Source organism: Pseudomonas sp. Pseusp15 (assembly GCF_059492165.1).
The window spans coordinates 2,100,736-2,125,174 of sequence record NZ_CP168523.1; the positions used below are offsets into that span (position 1 = coordinate 2,100,736).

18 protein-coding genes and 1 tRNA gene are annotated in these 24,439 nt (G+C 61.0%); 15 read left to right on the forward strand and 4 right to left on the reverse strand.

Annotation, left to right across the window (positions count from 1 at the left end):
- Window positions 1–42 precede the first annotated feature (42 nt).
- Window positions 43–1,500, forward strand: a complete 1,458-nt coding sequence (locus ACEN8R_RS09455; RefSeq protein WP_495624785.1) for an NAD-dependent succinate-semialdehyde dehydrogenase — start codon at window positions 43–45, stop codon at window positions 1,498–1,500.
- 24 nt (window positions 1,501–1,524) lie between these two features.
- The gene (locus ACEN8R_RS09460) at window positions 1,525–2,604 is read left to right on the forward strand and encodes a tartrate dehydrogenase (protein ID WP_495624786.1); all 1,080 of its coding nucleotides are present in this window, start codon (window positions 1,525–1,527) and stop codon (window positions 2,602–2,604) included.
- A 121-nt stretch (window positions 2,605–2,725) separates the two neighbouring features.
- Here ACEN8R_RS09460 and ACEN8R_RS09465 read toward each other — a convergent pair whose 3' ends face one another.
- Window positions 2,726–2,950 carry a YgdI/YgdR family lipoprotein gene (locus ACEN8R_RS09465; protein ID WP_495624787.1) on the reverse strand — a complete coding sequence of 75 codons (225 nt, stop codon included), beginning with the start codon at window positions 2,948–2,950 and terminating at the stop codon, window positions 2,726–2,728.
- Window positions 2,951–3,157: 207 nt separating this feature from the next.
- Here ACEN8R_RS09465 and ACEN8R_RS09470 point away from each other — a divergent pair, with 207 nt between their 5' ends.
- The 3 genes from ACEN8R_RS09470 (at window position 3,158) to ACEN8R_RS09480 (ending at window position 8,138) form a co-directional block, all read left to right on the forward strand.
- Window positions 3,158–4,825 (forward strand): VRR-NUC domain-containing protein, encoded by a 1,668-nt coding sequence (locus ACEN8R_RS09470; protein ID WP_495624788.1) that lies wholly within the window; start codon window positions 3,158–3,160, stop codon window positions 4,823–4,825.
- Window positions 4,822–7,101, forward strand: coding sequence for an ATP-dependent DNA helicase (locus tag ACEN8R_RS09475; protein ID WP_495624789.1), 2,280 nt, complete (start codon window positions 4,822–4,824; stop codon window positions 7,099–7,101). Before ACEN8R_RS09470 ends, ACEN8R_RS09475 begins: the two co-directional genes overlap by 4 nt.
- A gap of 128 nt (window positions 7,102–7,229) precedes the next feature.
- Complete coding sequence (locus ACEN8R_RS09480) at window positions 7,230–8,138, forward strand: zeta toxin family protein (protein WP_495624790.1); 909 nt, start codon at window positions 7,230–7,232, stop codon at window positions 8,136–8,138.
- Window positions 8,139–8,190: 52 nt separating this feature from the next.
- On the opposite strand, the gene ACEN8R_RS09485 is transcribed toward ACEN8R_RS09480, so the two are convergent.
- A complete protein-coding gene (locus ACEN8R_RS09485; RefSeq protein ID WP_495624791.1) occupies window positions 8,191–9,339 on the reverse strand; it encodes a MalY/PatB family protein in 1,149 nt (382 codons plus the stop codon).
- Between the two features lie 235 nt (window positions 9,340–9,574).
- On the opposite strand from ACEN8R_RS09485, the gene fdnG reads away from it, so the two are divergent.
- From fdnG to ACEN8R_RS09520, 7 genes are all read left to right on the forward strand, one after another.
- Entirely contained in the window at window positions 9,575–12,640 is a 3,066-nt protein-coding gene (gene fdnG, locus ACEN8R_RS09490; protein WP_258674112.1) for a formate dehydrogenase-N subunit alpha, read from the forward strand.
- Window positions 12,641–13,585 carry a formate dehydrogenase subunit beta gene (fdxH, locus tag ACEN8R_RS09495; protein ID WP_495624792.1) on the forward strand — a complete coding sequence of 315 codons (945 nt, stop codon included), beginning with the start codon at window positions 12,641–12,643 and terminating at the stop codon, window positions 13,583–13,585.
- Complete coding sequence (locus tag ACEN8R_RS09500) at window positions 13,582–14,235, forward strand: formate dehydrogenase subunit gamma (RefSeq protein ID WP_018925967.1); 654 nt, start codon at window positions 13,582–13,584, stop codon at window positions 14,233–14,235. The genes fdxH and ACEN8R_RS09500 overlap by 4 nt, the downstream gene beginning before the upstream one ends.
- A gap of 4 nt (window positions 14,236–14,239) precedes the next feature.
- Window positions 14,240–15,166, forward strand: coding sequence for a formate dehydrogenase accessory protein FdhE (gene fdhE, locus ACEN8R_RS09505; protein ID WP_495624793.1), 927 nt, complete (start codon window positions 14,240–14,242; stop codon window positions 15,164–15,166).
- A gap of 249 nt (window positions 15,167–15,415) precedes the next feature.
- Window positions 15,416–16,849, forward strand: coding sequence for an L-seryl-tRNA(Sec) selenium transferase (gene selA / locus ACEN8R_RS09510; RefSeq protein ID WP_495624794.1), 1,434 nt, complete (start codon window positions 15,416–15,418; stop codon window positions 16,847–16,849).
- A complete protein-coding gene (gene selB / locus ACEN8R_RS09515) occupies window positions 16,846–18,765 on the forward strand; it encodes a selenocysteine-specific translation elongation factor (protein WP_495624795.1) in 1,920 nt (639 codons plus the stop codon). The genes selA and selB overlap by 4 nt, the downstream gene beginning before the upstream one ends.
- Before the next feature lie 6 nt (window positions 18,766–18,771).
- Window positions 18,772–18,867 (forward strand) — tRNA-Sec (locus ACEN8R_RS09520).
- 18 nt (window positions 18,868–18,885) lie between these two features.
- Here ACEN8R_RS09520 and ACEN8R_RS09525 read toward each other — a convergent pair.
- Window positions 18,886–20,238, reverse strand: a complete 1,353-nt coding sequence (locus ACEN8R_RS09525) for an OprD family porin (protein WP_155944796.1) — start codon at window positions 20,236–20,238, stop codon at window positions 18,886–18,888.
- Window positions 20,239–20,287: 49 nt separating this feature from the next.
- Complete coding sequence (locus ACEN8R_RS09530) at window positions 20,288–20,941, reverse strand: hydrolase (RefSeq protein WP_018925962.1); 654 nt, start codon at window positions 20,939–20,941, stop codon at window positions 20,288–20,290.
- A gap of 223 nt (window positions 20,942–21,164) precedes the next feature.
- On the opposite strand from ACEN8R_RS09530, the gene ACEN8R_RS09535 reads away from it, so the two are divergent.
- The 3 genes from ACEN8R_RS09535 to ACEN8R_RS09545 are packed head-to-tail and all read left to right on the forward strand — an operon-like array spanning window position 21,165 to window position 24,156.
- Window positions 21,165–22,130 carry a tripartite tricarboxylate transporter substrate binding protein gene (locus tag ACEN8R_RS09535; protein ID WP_018925961.1) on the forward strand — a complete coding sequence of 322 codons (966 nt, stop codon included), beginning with the start codon at window positions 21,165–21,167 and terminating at the stop codon, window positions 22,128–22,130.
- 1 nt (window position 22,131) lies between these two features.
- On the forward strand, window positions 22,132–22,623 hold the full coding sequence (locus ACEN8R_RS09540; RefSeq protein WP_495624796.1) for a tripartite tricarboxylate transporter TctB family protein: 492 nt from the start codon (window positions 22,132–22,134) through the stop codon (window positions 22,621–22,623).
- 24 nt (window positions 22,624–22,647) lie between these two features.
- Window positions 22,648–24,156, forward strand: coding sequence for a tripartite tricarboxylate transporter permease (locus tag ACEN8R_RS09545; RefSeq protein WP_111453353.1), 1,509 nt, complete (start codon window positions 22,648–22,650; stop codon window positions 24,154–24,156).
- Window positions 24,157–24,439: the final 283 nt, after the last annotated feature.

Here is a 24,439-nt window from a genome sequence, read left to right on the forward strand (position 1 = left end):
GCACCTCCCTAGACTGGAAATGTCTCGGATCAGGACTCGACCATGCTCAAGAATCGTTTGAAAGACCCCAGCCTTCTGGCAGAACTCGCTTATGTGGACGGGCAGTGGATCGGCGCCGATAACGCCGCGACCCTGGACGTCATCGACCCGGCCACCGGCCAGTTGCTTGCCCGGGTGCCGGCCATGCAGGGCGCAGAAACCCGACGCGCCATCGAAGCCGCCGAGCGGGCCTGGCCCGCGTGGCGCACACGCCCGGCAGCAGAACGGGCGGCGCTGCTGGAGCGCTGGTATCAGGCGATGATCGACAACCTCGACGACCTCGCCTTGATCATGACCTGCGAGCAGGGCAAACCTCTGAACGAAGCCAAGGGTGAAATCCGCTACGGTGCCGGGTTCGTCAAATGGTTCGCCGAAGAGGCCCGCCGGGTTTATGGCGAAACCATACCGGCCCCCAGCGGCGACCGCCGCCTGCTGACCCTCAAGCAACCGGTCGGCGTGTGTGCCGCGATCACCCCGTGGAATTTCCCCAACGCGATGATCACCCGCAAGTGCGCGCCGGCCCTGGCCGCCGGGTGCCCGATCATCGTCAAACCCTCGGACTTGACCCCGCTGTCGGCCCTGGCCCTGGCGGTACTCGCCGAACGCGTCGGCATTCCGGCCGGGGTGTTCAACGTGCTGACCGGCATGCCCGCCGGCATCGGCGAAGAACTGACCGGCAATCCGACGGTGCGCAAGATATCCTTCACCGGCTCCACTGCGGTCGGTCGGCTGCTGATGCGTCAGAGCGCTGAGCACATCAAGCGCTTGAGCCTGGAACTGGGCGGCAACGCGCCGTTCATTGTGTTCGACGACGCCGACCTGGAGCAGGCGGTAGCCGGGATCATGCTCAGCAAATTTCGCAACGCCGGGCAGACCTGCGTCTGCGCCAACCGCATTCTGGTGCAGGATGGCATCTACGAACGTTTCGCCCAGCGACTGGTGGAGGAGGTGGGCAAACTCAAGGTCGGCAATGGCCTGGACGCCGACGTGACCATCGGCCCGCTGATCAACCCGGCGGCGGTGAGCAAGGTCGCCCGGCACATCGACGATGCCCTGAGCCAGGGCGCGCGTTTGCTCTGCGGCGGCATTCCCGAGGGTGACAACCAGTTCGTTCAGCCGACCGTCCTTGGCGACACCCACGCCGACATGTTGCTGGCCAACGAAGAAACCTTCGGCCCGGTGGCGCCGTTGATGCGGTTTACCTCTGAGGCCGAAGCGCTTGCGTTGGCCAATGCCACGCCTTTTGGTCTGGGTGCCTACTATTTCACTCAGGATTTACGCCGGTCCTGGCGGTTTGGCGAGGCGCTGGAGTTCGGCATGGTCGGCCTCAACACCGGGCTCATTTCCATGGAAGTCGCGCCGTTCGGCGGCATCAAGCAGTCTGGGCTGGGCCGTGAAGGCAGCAAGTACGGGCTGGATGAATACCTTGAAGTCAAAGCTTTCCACATCGGCGGGCTGTAATTAACGGACACGGGGGCACGATTGATGAGCAAGACATTCAGAATCGCCGCGATTGCCGGCGATGGCATCGGCAAGGAAGTCCTGCCGGAAGGGTTGCGGGTACTGGAGCAAGCCGCGAAGAAGTGGCAGTTGGAGCTGAGCATCGAAGTGCTCGACTGGGCTCACTGCGATTACTACCTGGAACACGGGCAAATGATGCCCGACGATTGGTTCGACCAGCTCAAGGGGTTCGATGCGATCTACTTTGGCGCCGTCGGCTGGCCGGACAAGGTGCCAGACCACATTTCTTTGTGGGGCTCACTGCTGAAGTTTCGTCGCGACTTCGACCAATACGTGAACATTCGCCCGGTACGTCTGTTTCCCGGCGTGCCGTGCCCGCTGGCCGGGCGCAAACCGGGGGACATCGATTTCGTAGTGATCCGCGAGAACACCGAGGGCGAGTACTCCTCGGTCGGCGGCAAGATGTTCGAAGGCACCGAACATGAGTTCGTGCTGCAAGAGTCGGTGTTCACCCGGCGCGGCGTGGACCGGATTCTCAAGTTCGCCTTCGACCTGGCCCAGACCCGACCGCGCAAACGCCTGACGGCGGCAACCAAGTCCAACGGGATTTCCATCAGCATGCCGTACTGGGACGAACGCACGGCATTGATGGCCGCGCAGTACCCGGACATCACTTGGGACAAACAGCACATCGACATCCTGTGCGCGCGTTTTGTACTGCAACCGGACCGGTTCGACGTGGTGGTGGCGTCGAACCTGTTCGGCGACATTCTGTCCGACCTGGGACCTGCCTGCGCCGGCACCATCGGCATTGCGCCGTCGGCCAACCTCGATCCCGAGCGGCGTTTTCCATCGCTGTTCGAACCGGTGCACGGCTCGGCCCCGGACATCTACGGGCGCAACATCGCCAACCCGATCGCGATGATCTGGTCCGGTGCGTTGATGCTGGATTTTCTGGGCAATGGCGATGAGCGTTATCGCGCCGCACACGACGGGATTCTGCAGGCGATCGAACGGGTGATTGCAGAAGGGCCAATCACCCCGGACCTGGGCGGGCGGGGCTCGACTCAGGAGGTCGGCAAGGCGATCGCGCAAGCGCTTTAAAGCCAACACCCTGTAGGAGCGAGGCTTGCCCGCGAAGAATGCACCGCGGTTTATCAGGTATTACGCGTCATCGCTCTTCGCGGGCAAGCCTCGCTCCTACAGGGGCGGCCCGCTCAGGGGATCAGTCTTCCTTGCGAATCGTGGCCACGTCATCGGCGCGGACTTTCAGTTTCGCCCCGGAAATATCTTCGAACTCGAAGAAGCCATCCTTGCCCTTGGTGTTCGGCATGTCCTTGGTCAAATACTGGGTGCCGTTCTGCAGGGTCACGACCGTTGGCGTCGAGCAACCGGTCAGGGCCAGAAAGGCCGCTGCCGCCAGAGGCAAACCCAGAGTCTTGATATTCATACACACCTCCATCACTCAATAAAAACAATGCGAACGCCTCATTCGAGATCAATCCTCACTGTGCTTCTAACGCGGTTTGTGCGATGGAATGGCAGAAAGTTCGATGGTCACCCGAAAATTGCCCGATAGCGTCGCCACTTATCCTTTTCCGTTTGCACCGGGTGGGGCATAGCTGGTATCTGTACGCATAACCAGTATTCGCTTGCCATGGCCCGATTGCCCGTGATTGTAAATCCCCTCGACGACCCGTTCTATTACTTGAACAACTTCATGCAAGTGCTTGATTGGCTTGAGCATCGTTATGCCGATGTACTCAGCATCGAAGAGCTGGACTTCATCCGCGACTTCAATCGACTGCCCCGCGAGTCCCAGGCTTTGCTGGTCAGATTGGTGATGCGCAAGGGCGTGCATTTCAGGGCCGGCAAACTGAGTTACGTCGAAATCGGCGACATCGCCAGCGCCGCCGCGCCGCTCCTGGCCCTGGGCTGGATCGACGAGCAGTTGCCGCTGCCTGTCGAGGAGGTGTTCGAGGTGCTGCTCAAGGCCGAGATTCTCCAGTGTTTTGGCGACGCCATCGATCAACCGAAAGGCAAAAAGAGCGATTGGCTGCGGGCCCTGAGCGAGCAGTTTCCTGAAGAGCAAAGTTTTGCCCAGTGGTGCCCGGCACTGGATGACCGGTTGTTCAGCCTGACCGTCATGGGCCTGTGCGATCGGTTGCGCCTGATGTTCTTCGGCAATCTTTACCAGGATTGGTCGGAATTCGTTCTGGCTGACCTGGGCATCTATACCTACGAAAAAGTCGAGTTTTGCGCCGAGTCCCGAGGCTTGCGCAGCCGCGAAGACGTCGACGCCTGCCTGTTCCTGCACAGCTGTCAGCAGCATTTCGAGGCGGGTGAAGAGGTGGCGACGGTTGTCGAGCAGATCAACAGGCTGGAACTCGCCAATCCCTGGCTGCAAAGACGTCGGGCCAAGCTGCTGTTCCAGATCGCTCAGCACTGCGAACGCATGGCGGATTTTTCCACCGCCCTGGGCCTCTACCGCGATTGCACCTACCCCGGCGCACGCCTGCGGCTGATTCGCGTGCTGGAGCGCTGTGGTGAATTTCAACTGGCCTTGGATTTGGCGAGCCACGCCGAGCAAACCCCGGAAAGCGCCACCGAACATCAGCATTTATTGCGTGTGTTGCCCAGGCTGCGGCGCAAACTGGGCGGGCCGCCGATCAAGCGGCCAGCCCCGCGGGCCATGCAGCGCCTGGACCTGCAATTGCCCAGGCACGACCCGGCATTGTCGGTGGAGTATTACGTTCAGGCGCATCTGGCGGACGAGTCGGCACCGGTGCATTACGTCGAGAACAGCCTGATCAACTCGCTGTTCGGGTTGCTGTGCTGGCCGGCGATCTTCGCCCCGTTGCCGGGGGCGTTTTTTCACCCATTCCAGCGCGGCCCGGCGGACCTGCACAACGAAGACTTTCATGCCCGGCGCGCGGATCTGTTCCAGGCCTGCCTCGCCGAACTCGATGACGGGCGTTACGCCCAGACCATCCGCGAGCGTTACACCGCCAAGTGGGGCGTGCAGTCGCCGTTCGTATTCTGGGGCGCGCTGAGCGAGGAACTGCTGGAGCAGGCGCTCGACTGTCTGCCCGCCGAACACCTCAAGCACTGGTTCAATCGACTGCTGCTCGACATCAAGGCCAACCGCGCCGGCATGCCGGACTTGATCCAGTTCTGGCCGCAACACAAAACCTACCGAATGATCGAAGTCAAAGGCCCCGGCGATCGCCTGCAAGACAACCAATTGCGCTGGCTGGAGTTCTGTCACGAGCACCAGATGCCCATCGCCGTTTGCTACGTGCAATGGGTGGAGCAGGGCGCTTGAGCTACAGCATTGCGGTGCGGGCGTTGTGTGAATTCACCGCCAAGGTCGGCGACCTCGACCTGCGTTTCACCCCGTCGCCAACCGCGCTGGAAGGCATTGTCGGCCATCGCACCGTGGCGTCACGACGCAGCGGGGGTTACCAGAACGAGGTCGCACTTGAGGGCCAGTATCGAACCTTGAGCGTGAAAGGCCGGGCGGATGGCTACGATCCGGGGCAAAACTGCCTCGAAGAAGTCAAAACCTACCGGGGCGACCTGAGCAAGCAACCGGCCAACCACCGGCAGTTGCACTGGGCGCAGGCGAAAGTCTATGGCTGGTTGATGTGCCAGAAACTGGATTTGGCGCAGATCGACCTGGCGCTGGTGTACTTCGACATCGTCAGCGAGAAGGAAACCTGTCTGGTCGAGACCTTCAGCGCCGCCGACTTGCAGCTGTTCTTCGAGCACCACTGCGGGTTGTTCCTGCACTGGGCCGAGCAGGAAATGGCCCATCGCGAAGGGCGCAATCTGGCGGCTCGACAGCTGAGCTTTCCCCATGCCGATTTTCGCCCTGGCCAGCGGCATCTGGCCGAATCGGTGTTCAAGGCAGTCAGCACCGGCCGCTGTCTGATGGCCCAGGCGCCGACCGGTATCGGCAAGACCATTGGCACGCTGTTCCCGATGCTCAAGGCCCTGGCGCCGCAGCAACTGGACAAGGTGTTTTTCCTCACGGCGAAAACCCCGGGGCGCAAATTGGCGCTGGACGCTGCTCAGGTCATCCTCGACAGTGCCGATGCACAGCCGTTGCGAGTGCTCGAGATGATCGCGCGGGACAAGGCTTGCGAGCACCCGGACAAGGCCTGTCATGGCGAATCCTGCCCGTTGGCCCAGGGTTTTTATGATCGTCTGTCGGACGCGCGTCAGGCCGCCAGTCAATTGAGCCTGTTGAACCAAAGTGCCTTGCGCGAGGTTGCCCTGCAGCACGAGGTTTGTCCTTATTACTTGAGCCAGGAAATGGCCCGCTGGGCGGACGTGGTGGTCGCTGACTACAACTACTATTTCGACTTCAGCGCGTTGCTGTTCGGGTTGGCCCAGGCCAATAACTGGAACGTTGCGGTGCTGGTGGACGAAGCCCACAACCTGGTGGAGCGCGGCCGGCAAATGTACAGCGCCAGCCTCGACCAGGCGACTTTGAACGGCGTACGAAAAACCGCGCCCGAGTCGTTGAAGAGATCCTTGCAGCGAGTCAATCGTGAATGGAATGCCTTGCACGATCAGCAACTCGGCCCCTATCAGGCCTACGACAAAGCCCCGGAAAAACTGCTTCAGGCCTTGTCCTTGTGCTGCGCAAGCATCGGCGACTACCTGAATGATCATCCTCAGGGCCTGGACAGCGGGTTGCAGAATTTTTACTTCGACATGCTGCAATTCGGTCGCGTGGCTGAACTGTTCGACGAGCATTTCCTGTTCGACATCAGCAAGCGTGACCTCGAGCGCAAGCGCAATCTGTCGCAGCTGTGCCTGCGCAATGTGGTACCCGCCGGTTTCCTCCGCCCGCGCCTGACCGCAGCGCGCAGCACGGTGCTGTTTTCCGCGACCCTGAGCCCTCGGCATTACTACGCCGACCTGCTGGGTACCCCGGCGAACACGGTATGGATCGATGTGGAATCGCCATTTCACGCCGATCAGCTGCAAGTGCACATCGTCAGCCAGATCTCCACGCGGTTCGTTCACCGTCAGGCCTCCCTTGCGCCCATCGTCGAGCTGATCGCCAAACAGTTCAGCCAGCGTCCGGGCAACTACCTGGCGTTTTTCAGCAGCTTCGACTATTTGCAGCAAGTGGCGCAGTTGCTGGCCGAGCGGTATCCGCAGATCACGCTGTGGTCGCAGTCCCGGGGCATGGGGGAAGCGCAGCGTCAGGACTTTCTCGACCAGTTCACCGCCGACGGGCAGGGCATCGGCTTTGCGGTGCTGGGTGGCGCGTTCGGTGAAGGCATCGATTTGCCCGGCGCCCGCTTGATTGGCGCCTTCATCGCCACCCTGGGGCTGGCGCAACTCAATCCGGTCAACGAACAGCTGAAACAGCGCATGGCGGCGATTTTCGGTGCCGGTTATGACTACACCTACCTGTTTCCAGGTCTGCAGAAAGTGGTGCAGGCGGCGGGGCGGGTGATCCGTACACGGGAGGATCAAGGGGTGGTGATGCTGATCGACGACCGGTTTGGCGAGAGTAAGGTTAAGCAATTGCTGCCGCGTTGGTGGTCCGTTGAGCTGACGCAATTTCCTTCTGGTTTGTAGGAGTTTTTACCTTGTAAAACAGTGACATATCTTGAAAGACACGCTCGTTTGAACAAACAACGAAACACCGCTTTATTCAAAGGGCAGGCAATCACTTTCAAGCGAATCTTTGATAAGGAAATCAAGGTATGTCAGTAGCACCGAATTACGCTTACACGCCAGTACAAGTCACCGCAGCGTTCACTGAAATCACCACCACATTATTCAGTGGCATCACCGCCGAAACACTCCCCAAGATGCTGATTGTCGCGGGGGTACAGGGCTCGGGTAAAACCTATCTGCTGGAAAAAAGCCTTTTGCCCACCAACCGCTATGCCAATTATGTCCGGCTGTACTTGCCCGAATACCGAAAAAAACACCCTCAATACGCAGAAATGATCAAACTCGGTGTCCTGCACGCTTATGAACATACGGAGGCTTTTGTCCGGGATGTGAGCACGAAGATCTTCACCGAGGCGTTTAAAAACAAATACAACATCATCATGGAATGTGCATTCGACAGCATCGATTTCGCGGCTTTCCCACCGACGGCGACGGCTGCCGGCTACCAGTTCGAAACTCACATCGTCGCCTGCAATCAGGAGTTCGCTCATGTATCGAGCATCAAAAGAGCACTGAAAAGCCTGGAAGATCAGGAAATGGAAAGATTTCTCCCGGCATCAAAGCTGGAGGCCAGCATGAGATATGCACAAGCGATCATCCCGGCCTTCGAGACAGCCGCAAAGGCGATCAGCGGCTCGCAAATCATCTTGTACGAGCGTGGGTTTGGTGGTTTGAAAGACCGTGTCTTGCGCGCTCAGAGCACCTACACAAAGGCCGCCAACGGAGCGATCGACTCGACGACACTCAACGCGCATTTTTCGCACGGCGTCTATTCCGGCATCATCGACAAACATGTCTTCGCGATGACCGACCGGGACGAAATGGTCAAAGAATGTCATGTGGCGTTGCATAAGTCCCGGACCCATGCCCGCTATGTCCCGAACTTCGTCTACAACGAGCTGTACGCTTACATCGTCAAATACGTGTACCGATAATCCGCGCTGTAGGAGCTCAGCTCCTACAGTTGATCCGTGGTTGCCGCACGAGTCAGCGGTTGCGCAAACTACGCTCCATCCGCGCAATCCCTTCTTCCAGCAACGCCCGTGGGCAGCCGAAGTTCAAGCGCACGAATTGCTGGGCGTGATCGCCGAAATCCAGCCCGGCGCTCAGCCCGACTCTGGCCTGTTCGAGGAAGAATTGCTGCGGGTTGTCCAGCCCTAGTGCCGTGCAATCGAGCCACGCCAGATAAGTGCCCTGGGGAACGTTCATGGTCACGCCCGGCAACCGCGTGCGAACGGCCTCCACCAGATAGTCCCGATTGCTTTGCAGGTAGGCCATGAGTTCGGTCAGCCATGGGCGGCCTTCGCTGTAGGCGACGCGGGTGGCTTCCAGGCCCAGCGGGTTGACGCTGTCGACCATGCCGCAGCGGGCATGGTTGACGCGATGGAGCAGCGCTGCGTCTTGAATGATCATGAACGCAGTCTTCAGGCCAGCGATGTTGTAGGCCTTGCTCGCCGACATCAAGGTGATGGTGCGCTTGGCGATCTGCGGGCTGAGCGAGGCGGTCGGAATATGCACGCGCCCATCGAAGCACAGCTCGGAATGGATCTCGTCGGAGATGATCCACGCATCCTGTTCCAGGCAGATGTCGGCAACCGCTTGCAGTTCTTCCCGAGGGAAGACCTTGCCCAGCGGGTTATGCGGGTTGCTCAGCAACAGCGCGCCGCCTCCTTGCAGTGCCTTGCGCAAGGCATCGAGTGGCGTGGCGTACGTGCCATCGGCCAGCGCGTTGAAGTCCAGTTCGACCTTGTTCAGCTGCCAGTGGCCCGGCGCATGGCGCAGTGGTGGGTAGTTGGGTGTCTGCACGACCACGTTCTGTTGCGGCTGAACCAATGCATGCAGGGCCATGTTGAAGCCTGATTCGATACCCGGCAGGAACACCAGTTCCTGGGGCTGCACACGCCAGGCGTACTTGCTCCACAGGTCGGCGACGATGGCGTCACGCAAGTCATCCTGAGCCACGCTGTAACCGAGCATCGGGTGTTCCAGGCGTTTTTGCAGGGCCTGAATGATCGCCGGCGGCGCGGCGAAGTCCATGTCGGCGACCCACATCGGCAACACGTCGGCCGGGTAACGGCTCCACTTGGTACTGCCGGTGCCATGGCGGTCGAACACCTGATCAAAATCGAAAGTCATGCTCAGTCTCATAAAAGGCAGAGGGGGTAATCCGGCGGCCATGATAAGCGCCAACCTTCACTGCTGGCGAGTTGTGCAACAGGGCATGACCGGCAAGCCGCCGACGGTCGGTTTTCAGACCGTGCACCACAACATTGTCTAAAGTTCTAATTGGCGGTAGTTCCGTTGCCGTCACCGTGATCGTCCAGAAAAACCCGGCCAACGCACCGGGCTTCCACCTGATCAGGAGTGCACGATGGACCTCAACCGTCGTCAGTTCTTCAAGGTCGCTGGTCTCGGCCTTGCAGGATCCACCCTTGGCGCGCTGGGCATGGCCCCGACGCCAGCCTTCGCCGAACAAGTGCGTCATTTCAAGCTCGCCCATACCCATGAAACCCGCAACACCTGCCCGTACTGCTCGGTCGGCTGCGGCTTGATCATGTACAGCCAGGGCGACAATGCGAAGAATGTCGCCCAGAGCATCATTCACATCGAAGGCGATGCCGACCACCCGGTCAATCGCGGCACCCTCTGCCCCAAAGGCGCAGGCCTGCTCGACTTCATTCACAGCCCCAGCCGTCTGCAATACCCGCAAGTGCGCAAGCCCGGCACCAAGGAGTGGACGCGGATCTCCTGGGATGAAGCGCTGGACCGTATCGCCGACCTGATGAAGGCCGACCGTGACGCCAACTTCATCGAGAAGAACGCCCAGGGGCAAACGGTGAACCGCTGGCTGACCACCGGTTTCCTCGCGGCGTCGGCCTCGTCCAACGAAGCGGGTTACATCACCCACAAGGTCATTCGCAGTCTGGGCATGCTGGGGTTCGATAACCAGGCACGTGTCTGACATGGCCCGACGGTGGCAAGTCTTGCCCCGACGTATGGCCGTGGTGCCATGACCAACCACTGGACCGATATCGCCAACGCGAATCTGGTTCTGGTGATGGGCGGCAACGCAGCAGAAGCACACCCTTGCGGTTTCAAATGGGTGACCGAAGCCAAAGCCCACAACAAGGCGCGGCTGATTGTGGTCGACCCGCGTTTCACCCGTACGGCCTCGGTAGCGGACTATTACGCACCGATCCGCACCGGCACCGACATCGCCTTCATGGGCGGGCTGATCAATTACTTGCTGACCGAAGACAAGATTCAGCACGAATACGTGCGGGCCTATACGGACGTGTCGTTCATCGTCAAGGCCGGCTACGGTTTCGAGGACGGCTTGTTCAGCGGTTACGACGCGAGCAAGCGCAGCTACACCGACAAGTCCGGCTGGGGGTATGAGATCGGCGAGGACGGCTTTGCCAAAGTCGATCCGACCTTGCAGGACCCACACTGCGTCTATCAATTGATGAAGCAGCATTACAGCCGCTACACCCTGGAGCTGGCCAGTCAGGTCTGTGGCATGCCCACCGACGCGATGAAGAAAATCTGGGAAGAGATTGCCACGTGTGCTCAACCGGGCAAGACCATGACGATTCTCTATGCCTTGGGCTGGACCCAGCACTCGATCGGCTCGCAGATGATCCGCAGCGCGGCCATGGTGCAATTGCTGCTGGGCAACATCGGCATGCCCGGCGGGGGCGTCAACGCTTTGCGGGGGCACTCCAACATCCAGGGCCTGACCGACCTCGGCTTGCTGTCCAACCTGCTGCCCGGCTACCTGACCCTGCCATCCGAAAGCGAACAGGACTACAACGCCTACATCGCCAAGCGCGCACTCAAACCGCTGCGTCCCGGGCAGATGTCCTATTGGCAGAACTACGGCAAGTTCCATGTCAGCCTGATGAAAGCCTGGTATGGCGCCAATGCCACCGCCGAGAACAACTGGGGCTACGACTGGCTGCCGAAACTGGACATTCCCGGCTACGACATCCTGAAAATGTTCGACATGATGGGCAAGGGCCAGGTCAACGGCTACATGTGCCAAGGCTTCAACCCGATTGCCGCCTTGCCGGACAAGAACCGGGTGATGAAGGCACTGGCCAAACTCAAGTGGCTGGTGGTGATGGACCCGCTGGCCACCGAGACCTCGGAGTTCTGGCGCAACGTCGGGCCTTACAACGATGTGCAAACGGCCGACATCCAGACCGAAGTCATCCGCCTGCCCACCACCTGTTTTGCCGAAGAAAACGGCTCGCTGGTCAACAGCGGCCGCTGGCTGCAATGGCACTGGAAGGGGGCCGACGGCCCGGGACAGGCGCGCACCGACGTGAAGATCATGGCCGAGCTGTTCATGCGTCTGCGCCAGCGTTACCAGGCCAACGGTGGTGCCTGGGCCGAGCCGATCCTCAAGCTCGACTGGCCGTACAAGATCCCCGATGACCCGACGCCGGAAGAACTGGCCCGGGAATTCAACGGCTACGCCATCGCCGATGTCACCGACGCCTCGGGTGCGGTGGTCAAGGCCGGTCAGCAGCTGTCCGGTTTCGCCCAGCTCAAGGACGATGGCAGCACGGCCTCCGGTTGCTGGATCTTCTGCGGCAGTTGGACCGAGCAGGGCAACAACATGGCCCGTCGTGACAACAGTGATCCTTACGGCATGAAGCAGAACCTCGGCTGGGCCTGGGCCTGGCCGGCAAACCGACGGATTCTCTATAACCGTGCCTCTTGCGACCCTCAAGGCAAACCGTGGGATGCGAAAAAGCGCCTGGTGTGGTGGAACGGCAAGGTCTGGACCGGCACCGACGTGCCCGACTACAAGGTCGATGTGCCGCCGGAAGCCGGGATGAACCCGTTCATCATGAACCCCGAAGGCGTGGCGCGGTTCTTCGCCCTCGACAAGATGAACGAAGGGCCATTCCCCGAACACTATGAACCGTTCGAGACGCCCATCGGCATCAACCCGATGCACCCCAATAACAAACAGGCGACCAGCAACCCGGCCGGGCGGATCTTCGATTCGGTCTGGGACACCCTGGGCCAGGCCAAGGACTTCCCTTATGCGGCGACCAGCTACCGGCTGACCGAACACTTCCACTTTTGGACCAAGCATTGCCCGATCAACGCCGTGACCCAGCCCGAGCAGTTCGTCGAGATCGGCGAGGCGCTGGCCAAGGAGAAGGGGATTGCCGCTGGCGACCGGGTTAGGGTCAGTTCCAAGCGCGGACATATCGAAGCAGTGGCGGTGGTGACCAAGCGGATTCGTCCGCTGCAGGTCAACAATCAGGTGGTGCACCAGATCGGTATCCCGTTGCACTGGGGTTTCACCGGCGCCACCCGCCACGGTTACCTGACCAACACCCTGGTGCCGTTCCTCGGCGATGGCAACACACAGACCCCGGAATCCAAGTCATTCCTGGTCAACGTGGAGAAAGTCTAAATGGCCAGCCAAGACATCATCGCCCGTTCGGCCACCACCACCGTGCCGCCCTCGGTGCGTACCCAAGGGGAAGTGGCCAAGCTGATCGACACCACCAAGTGCATCGGCTGCAAGGCTTGCCAGGTCGCCTGCTCGGAATGGAACGAGCTACGCGACGACGTCGGTCACAACCTCGGCACCTACGACAACCCTCACGACCTCAGCGCAGACACTTGGACCCTGATGCGCTTCACCGAGCATGAAACCGATGCCGGCAACCTCGAATGGTTGATCCGCAAGGACGGCTGCATGCACTGCGCCGAGCCCGGCTGCCTGGCGGCGTGCCCGAGCCCCGGCGCGATCATCAAGCACGCCAACGGCATCGTCGACTTCGATCAGGACCACTGCATCGGCTGCGGCTATTGCATCACCGGTTGCCCGTTCAACATTCCGCGCATCTCGCAAAAGGACCACAAGGCCTATAAATGCACGCTGTGTTCGGACCGGGTGGCGGTGGGGCTGGAACCGGCCTGCGTGAAAACCTGCCCGACCGGCGCCATCGTGTTCGGCAGCAAGGAAGACATGAAGGAACACGCCGCCGAACGCATCGTCGACCTCAAGAGCCGCGGCTTCGACAACGCCGGTTTGTATGACCCCGCGGGCGTCGGCGGCACTCACGTGATGTATGTGCTGCACCATGCCGACACGCCGAGGTTGTATGCCGGTTTGCCGGATCACCCGGCGATCAGTCCGCTGGTGGACCTGTGGAAAGGCCTGAGCAAACCCCTGGCGCTGCTGGCCATGGGCGCGGCGGTGCTGGCCGGGTTCTTCCACTACGTGCGTGTCGGGCCACAACTGATCGAGGAAGACGAACATCCGACCACCGTCGACCCTGCCGTGCATGAGTTCGATCCGTCGGTGCACACATTCGATCCGACCAAACCGGGCGGGGAGGACAGGCCATGAACGACAAACCGATCCTGCGCTACACCGCCAACCAGCGCACCAACCACTGGCTGGTGGCGATTGTGTTCCTCTTGGCCGCGTTGTCGGGGCTGGCCTTGTTTCATCCGGGGTTGTTCTGGCTCAGCAATTTGTTTGGCGGCGGTTCGTGGACGCGCATTCTGCATCCGTACCTGGGCGTGACGATGTTTGTGCTGTTCCTCGGCCTGGTGTGCAGTTTCTGGCGGGCGAACTACTTCATCACCAACGACCGGCTGTGGCTCAGGCGTGTCGGGCATGTGATCCGTAACGAGGAGGAGGGCGTGCCGCCCATCGGTAAATACAATCCGGGGCAGAAGCTGCTGTTCTGGGTATTGTTGATCTGCATGCTGGTGCTGCTATTCAGCGGATTGGTGATCTGGCGTGCCTGGTTCAGTGCGTACTTCGGCATCACCAGCATCCGCTGGGCGATGCTGCTGCATGCGCTGGCAGGGTTCATCTTGGTGTTGAGCATCATCGTCCACGTCTATGCTGGTATCTGGATTCGCGGTTCGGTCCACGCCATGGTGCGTGGCCGGGTCAGCCGCGCCTGGGCGAGAAAACACCATGGGCTCTGGTACCGGGAAGTGACCGGCGACGAAACGCCAGAGCCACCGATCAGCAAAAAAGGATGATCCCTTGGCCACAATCCTCGAGCCCGGGCAAATAGAAGCGGCGGCGAGTTCACCGCCGTTTTTGTACCTGCCGCCGAACAACCTGTTCACCCTGCGCGCGTTGCGCCTGGAACGTTTGGCTGACGGCCATCCCATGGCGGACTATCTGCGTTTGATCGCGGGGTTGTGTCATGTCCAGCAGCAGCTGATGGATGATCCGCTCGTGGCGACCATGCCCGACCCCGAACGCCTGCGGTTGTGCGTAGAACATGGCTTACCGCCGTTCGCCGCCGACAGTCTGGTGCGCGAAAATGTTTGGCTGCCATACCTCGAGGCCTTGTTGCAGCGCTATCAGCCATTGCCACACTCGGCGGTAGAAAACGCCGTGGCGACGTTGCGCAGTGCGAACCCTGGGCTGCTCAAGGCGTGGGCGATTGCCCTGGTCAGCGGCCAGTATTCGATGCTGCCGGCAGCGCTGGTGCCGTTTCTCGGCGCCGCGCTGCAAGTGGCCTGGAGTCATTGGCTGCTGAACACGCCCAACCTTGAACTGACGCGCGGTGACAGCCTCAGCCAATGCCCATCCTGCGGTTCACCGGCGATGGCCGGGGTGATTCGTCATCGCGGCAAATACAACGGCTTGCGTTATCTAGTGTGCTCGCTGTGTGCCTGCGAATGGCATGTGGTGCGGGTCAAATGCGTGTATTGCGAACAGAGCAAGGGGCTTGAATACGTCAGCTTCGAGGATGATCGCCACGCTGCCAATCAGGCACCGTTGCGGGCGGAGGTCTGTCCCGGTTGCAACAGCTACCTGAAACTGATCTACCTGGAAAACGACGCCGAAGCCGAAGCCCTGTCGGCGGACCTGTCCAGCCTGATGCTGGACATGCGTCTGGAGCAGGAAGGCTATCAGCGGCCAGCGCCCAATCTGCTGCTGGTAACAGGCGAACAGTAGCTCCAACGCTGCGATGTGTAGCAGCTGGCGAAGCCTGCGTTCGGCTGCGAAGCAGTCGTGAGTCCGGCAACCATGGTGCACCTGACACACCGCAATGGTGATTTTACGACTGCTGCGCAGCCGAACGCAGCCTCGCAAGCTCGACAGCTGCTACAAGGAGTGCGTCGCGGCTGAAAGTGAACAGCACTCGAGCGGGGAGCCCAGCGGCTACACTCAGACGCGACGGTCACTCGCTTCCGGGAGCCTCTGATGCCCGCAACCCTCGCCGGCCAAACCTTGCGGCTGCCTTCCATCGACAGCCTGCTACGCCATCCTGCCTGCCAACCGCTGGCCGAGCGTTACGGACACGACGCACTGCTGGCCGGCCTGCGGCAATTGCTCGATGACTTGCGCGAGCCGGTGCACAACGGTGAACTCGCCGCCATTGAAATCGCCCCCGACGTATTAGCGGGGAGGGCAGGTGAGCGTCTGGCGATTCAGCATCGCAGCCAGATCCGCCGGGTGTTCAACCTCACCGGTACGGTGCTGCATACCAACCTCGGGCGGGCATTGTTACCGGAGGAGGCCATTGAAGCAGTGCAACTGGCCGCCCGTTATCCGCTCAATCTGGAATTCGACCTGCACAGCGGCAAGCGCGGCGACCGGGACGATTTGATCGAAGGCTTGATCCGCGAACTGACCGGCGCCGAAGCAGTCACCGTGGTCAACAACAATGCCGCCGCTGTGTTGCTGACGCTCAACAGCCTGGGCGCACGCAAGGAAGGGATCATTTCCCGAGGTGAGCTGATCGAAATCGGCGGCGCGTTTCGAATTCCCGACATCATGGCCCGCGCCGGGGTGCGGTTGCATGAAGTGGGCACCACCAACCGCACCCATGCTCGCGATTACGAGGCCGCCATCGGCCCGCGCAGTGGACTGCTGATGCGCGTACACGCGAGCAATTACAGCATCGAAGGCTTCACCGCGAGAGTGCCGACGGCGGAATTGGCGCAGCTGGCTCACGGCCACGGACTGCCCTTGCTCGAAGACCTCGGCAGCGGCAGCCTGCTGGACCTGACACGCTGGGGGTTGCCCGCCGAACCGACGGTGCGCCAGGCACTGCTAGATGGCGCGGACATCGTCACCTTCAGCGGCGACAAATTGCTTGGCGGGCCTCAGGCCGGATTGATCGTCGGCCGCAAAGACCTGATCGCCAGGATCAAGAAAAATCCGCTCAAGCGTGCCCTGCGGGTCGACAAACTGACCCTGGCCGCCCTCGAAGCCGTCTTGGCGCTGTACCGTGATCCCGATCGATTGGCCGAACGCCTACCGAGTCTGCGTTTGCTGACCCGGCCCCAAGCCGACATCCTCGCCCAGGCCGAACGCTTGCAACCGTCATTGGCGCAGGTGCTGGGCGATGGCTGGAGCGTCAGCGCGGTGCCGGCACTGGGCATGATTGGCAGTGGCAGCCAACCGGTGGCGCGTCTGCCTAGCGCGGCGTTATGCCTGCGGCCCAACGTTTCCAAACGCCTGCGTGGGCGACGGTTGCTAGGGCTGGAGGCAGCGTTGCGGCAACTGCCCATTCCGGTGCTCGGGCGTATCGACGATGACGCCTTGTGGCTCGACGTGCGCCAACTCGATGACGAAGCGGCATGGTTGGCGCAGCTCAATCAGCTGGTGCAGGAGGAGGGCCGGGACGGGTGATTGTCGGCACCGCGGGGCACATCGATCACGGCAAGACTTCCTTGCTGCAGGCATTGACCGGGCAGGCCGGTGATCGTCGCCGCGAAGAACGCGAACGCGGCATGACCATCGACCTGGGCTATCTCTATGCGGCGCTGGAACCGGGCGCCGCCCTGACCGGTTTTATCGACGTGCCCGGCCATGAGCGCTTCACCCACAACATGTTGGCCGGCGCTCAAGGGATTGATCTGGTGTTGTTGGTGGTAGCGGCCGATGACGGCGTCATGCCCCAGACTCGCGAACATCTGGCGATTGTCGAGTTGCTGGGCATTCCTCGGGCACTGATTGCAATCAGCAAGTGCGACCGGGTTGACTCGGCTCGGGTGCAGGCTGTTCGTGAGCAGATCGAAGCATTGCTGGAGCCCGGACCGTATGCCGGCGCGCCGCAGATCGCGCTGTCGAGTGTGACCGGCGAGGGCATCGAGACATTGCGTCAGGCCTTACTGGATGCGCAGCATGAAGTTGTTCAACGCAGCGCCAGTGGCGGTTTTCGTCTGGCGATTGATCGGGCCTTCAGCGTGGCCGGCGCCGGCATCGTGGTGACCGGTACGGCGTTGTCCGGTCAGGTGACAGTGGGCGATACGCTGATGTTGAGCCCGCAGGGCAAACCGGTGCGAGTACGTGGCCTGCATGCGCAGAACCAGGCCGCTGACAACGCAATGGCCGGGCAGCGCGTCGCGCTGAACCTGAGTGCCGAGCGTTTGGCCTTGGAGCAGATCCACCGTGGCCACTGGCTGGTGGCCGAATGGCTGCATGCGCCGACCCAGCGTCTGGATATCCGGATGAGGGTGTTGACCAGCGAAGCGCGAAGCTTCGAACACTTTCAACCGGTGCATGTGCATCTTGGAACTCAGGACGTGACGGGGCGGGTGGCTTTGCTGGAAGGTTCCAGCCTGGCACCGGGCGGGCAGATGTTCGCGCAACTGCTGGTCAATGCGCCGGTGTTGGCAGTGAAGGGCGACCGCTTGATCCTGCGCGACCAAAGCGCCCAACGCACCCTTGGCGGTGGCCAAGTGCTGGACCCGTTCGCCCCGGCCCGACATCGTCGCAGCCCTGAGCGATTGGCGCAGCTACAGGCGCTGTCCACCACCAATAGCCTGGAAGCGGCACTGCCGGCGTTGCTGGCCAACAGCGACACCGGGCTCGATCCGCAGCGCCTGGAGCGTCAATTCAATCGTCCGCGCCAGACTTGGGAATTGCCCGATGACGTGCGCCTCATCGATACGCGGCAGGGGCCGTTGTTGTTCAGCGCGGTGCGCTGGGAAGCCCTGAAAACGCCGTTGCTGGAACACCTCGCACGCTTTCATCAACTCGAACCGGACCAGATGGGACCGGACCGCGATCGCCTGCGTCGCTTCGCCGGCAGCGTGCTGGAACGGTCGACCTTTATCAGCCTGCTCGACGAATTACTGGCCAGTGGTGCAATGACGGCCAGCGGCCCGTGGCTGCATTTACCCGATCACCAAGTGCGCTTGAGCGAGGACGACGAAAGCCTCTGGCAACAATTGCAGCCATTGTTCGAACAGGCGGGTTTCGATCCGCCGTGGGTGCGTGATCTGGCCAAAGCCACTGGCCATGACGAGGCTGCCGTGCGCCTGCTGCTGCGCAAGATGGCCCGGTTGGGACTGCTGCATCAAATCGTTCGCGACCTGTTTTACACCGACACGCTGCTGCGCCGATTGGCGGCTATGCTGGTGCAACTGGCCAGCGATAACCCGGTGATCCAGGTCGTCGGGTTTCGCGATGCCGTGGGCCTGGGGCGCAAGCGCAGTATTCAGATTCTTGAGTACTTCGACCGGCTCGGCCTGACCCGCCGCTTTGGCGATCGACGCCATATCCGGCTCGACAATGCACTGGCCCAACAAGCCGCAGTCTGACTTCAAGGAAGGCAATCGCGCCCGGTGGCGCGGCCGGGCTTCAAACCCGGTTGGGGACGGCATCCGTTCCCGGGCAGGTTCGACTCCGGCTGCCTTCCGCCATTTCCATGGTGATCTCGATCACAGGTGCCCGAAGGTCAGCGGGTACTGGATGACGACGTAAACTCTGTCGATGTCATCGCCCGCCTGAGCGGTGTTGGCCCGATGAGACACATGGGACAGTTGCAGTGACAACCCCTTGGCGGAGCCTGACTGCACGATGTAGCGCAGGTCGATGTCGCGCTCCCAATGCCGCCCGCCATCGCCCTGTTGAGGTACGTACTCGCCGATGGTCGGGTCGAACGGGTTGTAGGCCCCACCCTTGGGCGCACGGGTGCCGTCGATGTCGCTGCCCCGGACATAACGCGTCATGAAACTCAGGCCGGGGATGCCATAAGCACCGAGGTCGAGGTCGTAGCGTGCCTGCCAGGAGCGTTCATGGGCGCCGTTGAAGTCGGCGTACTTGATCGAGTTGGCCAGGTAAATCGAGTCGCCACCGACGAAGTCGAACGGTGTGTCGCCATTGATGCGTTGCCAGGCCAGGGTAAAGGCATGGGCATCAAGGGTGTATTTGCCCGAGAGGCTGTAGGCGGTGTTGTCGATGGCACCGGCCAGTGCCTTGCCGGTGTCCTGCGTGCGGTACAGGTTGGCGTCGAGGAACACGGCGGACTGTTTCAGGTGCAGGTTGGCGTAATACTGGCGCCAGGTGTCGCTCAGCTCGGAGGCGTACAACGCGCCGCCGACAGGACTGTTTGTGAACAGGTCGGTGCCCAGAAACGTGATGCCACCAGCTTCGGTGTTGGCGCCGTAGCCGTAAAAGTTGCCCTTGCTTGTTGTGTTGTCCTGATTCTTGAACGCCGTGAAATGACCAGCCACCAGTTTCATGTTGTCGATTTCGTTGCTGTTCAACAGAAAGCCCGTGGCGTATTCCGGTTGCAGGCGTTTGTCGGAGGTGTCGAACACCGGGGTTTCCACGGTCATTTCACCGAAGGCCAGGGTGGTTCGGGAGGCCCTGATTTTCAGTGCGCCACCGGCACTGGAATAGTTGTCTTCGCTGCGACCGTCACTGTCCAGCGGCAGTAACCCGGTTCCCGAATGCCCTTTGCCGCCGTCGAGCTTCAGCCCCATAAACGCGTGGCTGTCGACGCCGAAACCCAGCGTGCCGGGGGTGAATCCGGATTCAAATGAGCCAATAAAGCCTTGAGCCCACTCTTGTTTGTAGTTCTTGCCCGAAGGCTGGGGTGAGCGGTAGTCGCTGTTGAGGAAGAAATTTCGACTGAGCACCTCAAGCTTCCCGCCCTCGAGAAATCCTTGCGCGGAATCCGGTGTCTCATCCGCCAGGGCTGTTCCGGCAAAAAACACGCAGAGCCAGAAGGACGCCCTGGGTACGTCCTTCCGCCCGGAAATGCGCGGGAGGGTTTGTAAAGAAAACATGACGGATCTCCCGCTTGAAACAGCGACTCCGAAGAGTCGCTATTTATTCTCAATGGCCTTCAGAGGCATGGAACATGGTCTTGGCGTAGATCAGGCCCAGACCATAGGCACCACCGTTGGCGATGGAGGTTTTCACCGTCTCGTCGTAAGTCTCGGTGCGTGCCCAGTCGCGCTGCAGTTCAAGCAGGTATTGCAGCGAAGTCATTGGGCGGGCACCGAGCTGGATCATGCGTTGCACGGCCATTTCATGGGCTTCGATGGAGACATCGCCACAGGCATCGGAGATGAAGTACACCTCGAAGCCTTGGTCGAGGGCCGACAGTGCCGGGCCAACGATGCACACGGAGGTCCACAGGCCGGCCAGGACGATTTTTTGTTTGCCGATGGCGTTGACTTCAACGGCAATGCGCTCGTCTTCCCAGGTGTTCATGCTGGTACGGTCGATCACTTTGTGTTCCGGGAACACCGATTTGATTTCGTCGAAGATCGGGCCGGAGAAGCTTTTCTCGGCGACGGTGGTGAGGATGGTCGACACCTTGAAGCCCCGGGCTGCCTTGGCTACCAGTGCGGCGTTATTGCGCAGGGTGACGGCATCGATCGACTTGGTCGCAAAGGACATTTGCGACTGGTGATCGATCATGATCAGGGTGTGGTCGGTTGGGTTCAGCAGGGTTTTGCCAGGTGCTGCTTTTGCGATGGCCATGATGATGTCCTTGCAAGTGGATTGTGGGTGGTTCACAGGGCCTATGGTTGCGTAGATTTCGATGCGGATATTGAGTCGATGTGCTGTCTTTGATTAACGGCGCATCAGCACAAAGGCCGTCAACAAACACATCTATGACCTACGCTTGTTTCCAGACGAATGCTCACCGAACAGGGGCTCTCCCTGATCGAAAACAACAAGAACGGCTATCCGGAGACGTCTCATGTTTGCACTGGCCCGTCGATTCAGCAGCAACCTCGCCGCTTTCATTACCGCCGCCGCACTCGCATCCCCCGTTTTTGCCCTGGACACCGTCAAGTTCATGGCCCCAGGTTCCGTGGGTGGCGGTTATGACCAGACCGCGCGAGTCCTGGGCAAAGCCATGGTCGAGGCCCAAACGGCCAAAGCCGCCACCTTCGAGAACAAGGGTGGCGCCGGCGGGACCCTGGGGTTGGCGCAATTTGCCAACGCCACCAAGGGCGACCCCGATGCGCTGATCGTGGTCGGCGCGATCATGGTCGCGTCCATCGAGCAGAACAAACCGCAAATCACCTTGAAGGACGTAACCCCGATCGCCCGGCTGTTTACCGAATACAACGTGATCGCCGTACGCGACGACTCGCCGTACAAAACCCTGGAGGACTTGCTCAAGGACTTCAAAGCCAACCCGTCCAGCATCAAATGGGGCGGTGGCTCCAAGGGGTCGATCGACCACATCGGCATCGCCGAACTAGCGAGCAAAATGGACATCCCCGTCAACAAGGTCAATTACGTTGCCTTCGCCGGTGGCGGCGAAGTCGTTGCCGCGGTGCTGGGGGGGCACATCACGGTGATCACCGGCGGCTACGCTGAGCTGGCCAAATACGTGCAGTCCAAACAGTTCCGCTTACTGGCCGTCGGCGCGCCCAACCGCGTTGAAGGCATCGACGCACCGACGCTCAAAGAGTCTGGCTACGACGTGACGATCGGCAACTGGCGGGGTGTTTACGGCGCCGCGGGCCTGACGCCTGAACAGCGCAAGGCACTGACGGAAGCCGTGCTGACCGCCACCAAAAGCGCCGTATGGCAGGAAAACGTAAAAACCAATGCGTGGTCGCCGAGCATTCTGACCGGGGATGATTTCGGCAAATTCGTCGATGAGGAGCACGGACGCCTGCGCGCGATGCTGGTCAAGGTCGGGCTGCTTTGAGATGGCCGGGCGCTGGAGCGTAAAGCCTGCCCAACTGGCGATTGGCGTCAGTATTGTCGTCATCAGTGCGGTATTGGCGGTCGGCGCCTCGCGGTTTCCCGCCGAGATGGGGTTCGTCATCATGCCGGCCTATGTCTACCCCTATGCCGTCGCGGCATTTCTGGGCGCCGTCGGTCTATTGATGGGCTATCACGCGCTTACCGGTGGTTTTCGCAACCTCGCCGATGATCATGAGACTTCCGGCGCCGAGCCCGGCGGCAAGGCTGGGGCGATGTGGGTTACGGCAGGGCTGGTGGGCGTGGCGTTGCTCATTTCCTACATTGGCTTCGTATTGGCCGCCGCATTGCTGTTTGCCTGTTCGGCGCGAGGCTTCGGCAGCCGCAGCCCGGTGCGGGACCTGGCCATCGGCATCGCTCTGGCACTGCCGATCTACTGGCTTTTCACCGCCGGGCTAGGGGTTTCCCTTCCGCCCTTGATCAACGCCTGGATCTGATTCAGGCCGTAGGAGGTCGACAAGGTGGATATTCTCTCGAATCTGGCCGTCGGCTTCGCTGGCGCGCTGACGCCGATCAATCTGATGTGGGGTTTTATCGGTTGTCTGCTGGGCACTGCAATTGGTGTATTGCCGGGGATCGGCCCGGCGCTGACCGTCGCCTTGCTGCTGCCGATTACCGCCAAGGTCGATCCGACCGGGGCACTGATCATGTTCGCCGGCATCTATTACGGCGCTCAGTTTGGCGGCTCCACCACCTCGATCCTGCTCAACACGCCAGGGGAGTCATCCTCGATGGTCACGGCCCTGGAAGGCAACCTCATGGCCCGCAACGGACGGGCAGGCCCGGCGCTGGCAACGGCCGCCATCGGTTCATTCGTGGCTGGCACCATCGCAACGATCTTGCTGACGTTGTTCGCGCCCCTCGTAGCCACGCTGGCGCTGAAATTCGGGCCGGCGGAGTATTTCGCGATTCTGGTGCTGGCCTTCACCACCGTGTCGGCAGTGCTCGGCGCGTCGATGCTGCGCGGCTTTGCTTCATTGGGCATCGGGCTGACCATCGGTTTGATCGGCCTCGACTCGACGTCAGGCATTGCCCGCTACACCTTGGGAGTTCCCGAACTGGTCGATGGCATCGAAGTGGTGCTGGTCGCGGTGGGGTTGTTTGCCGTCGGTGAGGCCTTGTACGGCGTACTTTACCAAAAGGAAGAAACGGCCAGCCGACACCGCCTGACCTCGTTGTGGATGACCCGCGCAGACTGGAAGCGCTCGGTCCCGGCGTGGCTGCGGGGCACCTTGATCGGTTTTCCCTTCGGATCGATTCCGGCCGGTGGCGCGGAAATCCCGACGTTCCTGTCCTATTCCACTGAACGCAAACTCAGCAAGTACCCGAAAGAATTCGCCGCCAGCAAGGGCGTAGGCGCCATCGAAGGCGTCGCAGGTCCCGAGGCGGCGAACAACGCGAGCGCCACCGGCTCACTGGTGCCGCTGCTGACCCTGGGCATACCGACCTCCGCCACGGCGGCGATTCTGTTGGCGGCGTTCCAGAACTACAACCTGCAGCCGGGGCCGCTGCTGTTCCAGACCTCGGGCGAGTTGGTCTGGACCCTGGTGGCCTCTTTGTATATCGGCAACGTCATCCTGCTGGTGCTGAACCTGCCGCTGGTGGGGCTGTGGGTCAAACTCTTGCAAATCCCTCGGCCGTACCTGAACGCCGGGATCCTGGTGTTCGCCACCATCGGCGTGTACGGCATGCGCCACTCATCCTTCGACTTGTTTCTGATGCTGGGTATCGGCTGGGCCGGGGTGTTGATGCGCCGCTTCGACTTCCCCGTCGCCCCGGTGATCGTCGGCATGCTGCTGGGGCCGATGGCGGAAAAACAACTGCGTAACGCCTTATCCATCAGCCAGGGCGACTGGATGATATTTGTGACGCAACCGATTGCGGCGTCGGTGCTGGCGGTGACGTTGTTGGTGCTGTTGGTGCCGTATTTGCTGCATAAACGCGGGATCAAATTGCATGAGGATGATTGACGGCTGATTGCCTGGCTCCCAGCGCGATCCATAGCAGTTGCCGAAGGCTGCGTTCGGCTGCGAAGCGGTCGTGTATACGACTGACGCGGTCTGCCTGACATACCGCATTCGCTCCCGGGCAAATCGTAGGAACGTGGCGCACAGGCTCGGGCGTTGCAAAGGGAGGAGGGGTTCAAGGCTGCTGTCTAGCGGTGTAGCGACGGACGAGCAAGCCCGCTCCCATATGTGATCGCTGACGTGCACAAATAATGTGTTCACAGGTAATCCAGTGTGAGAGCGGGCT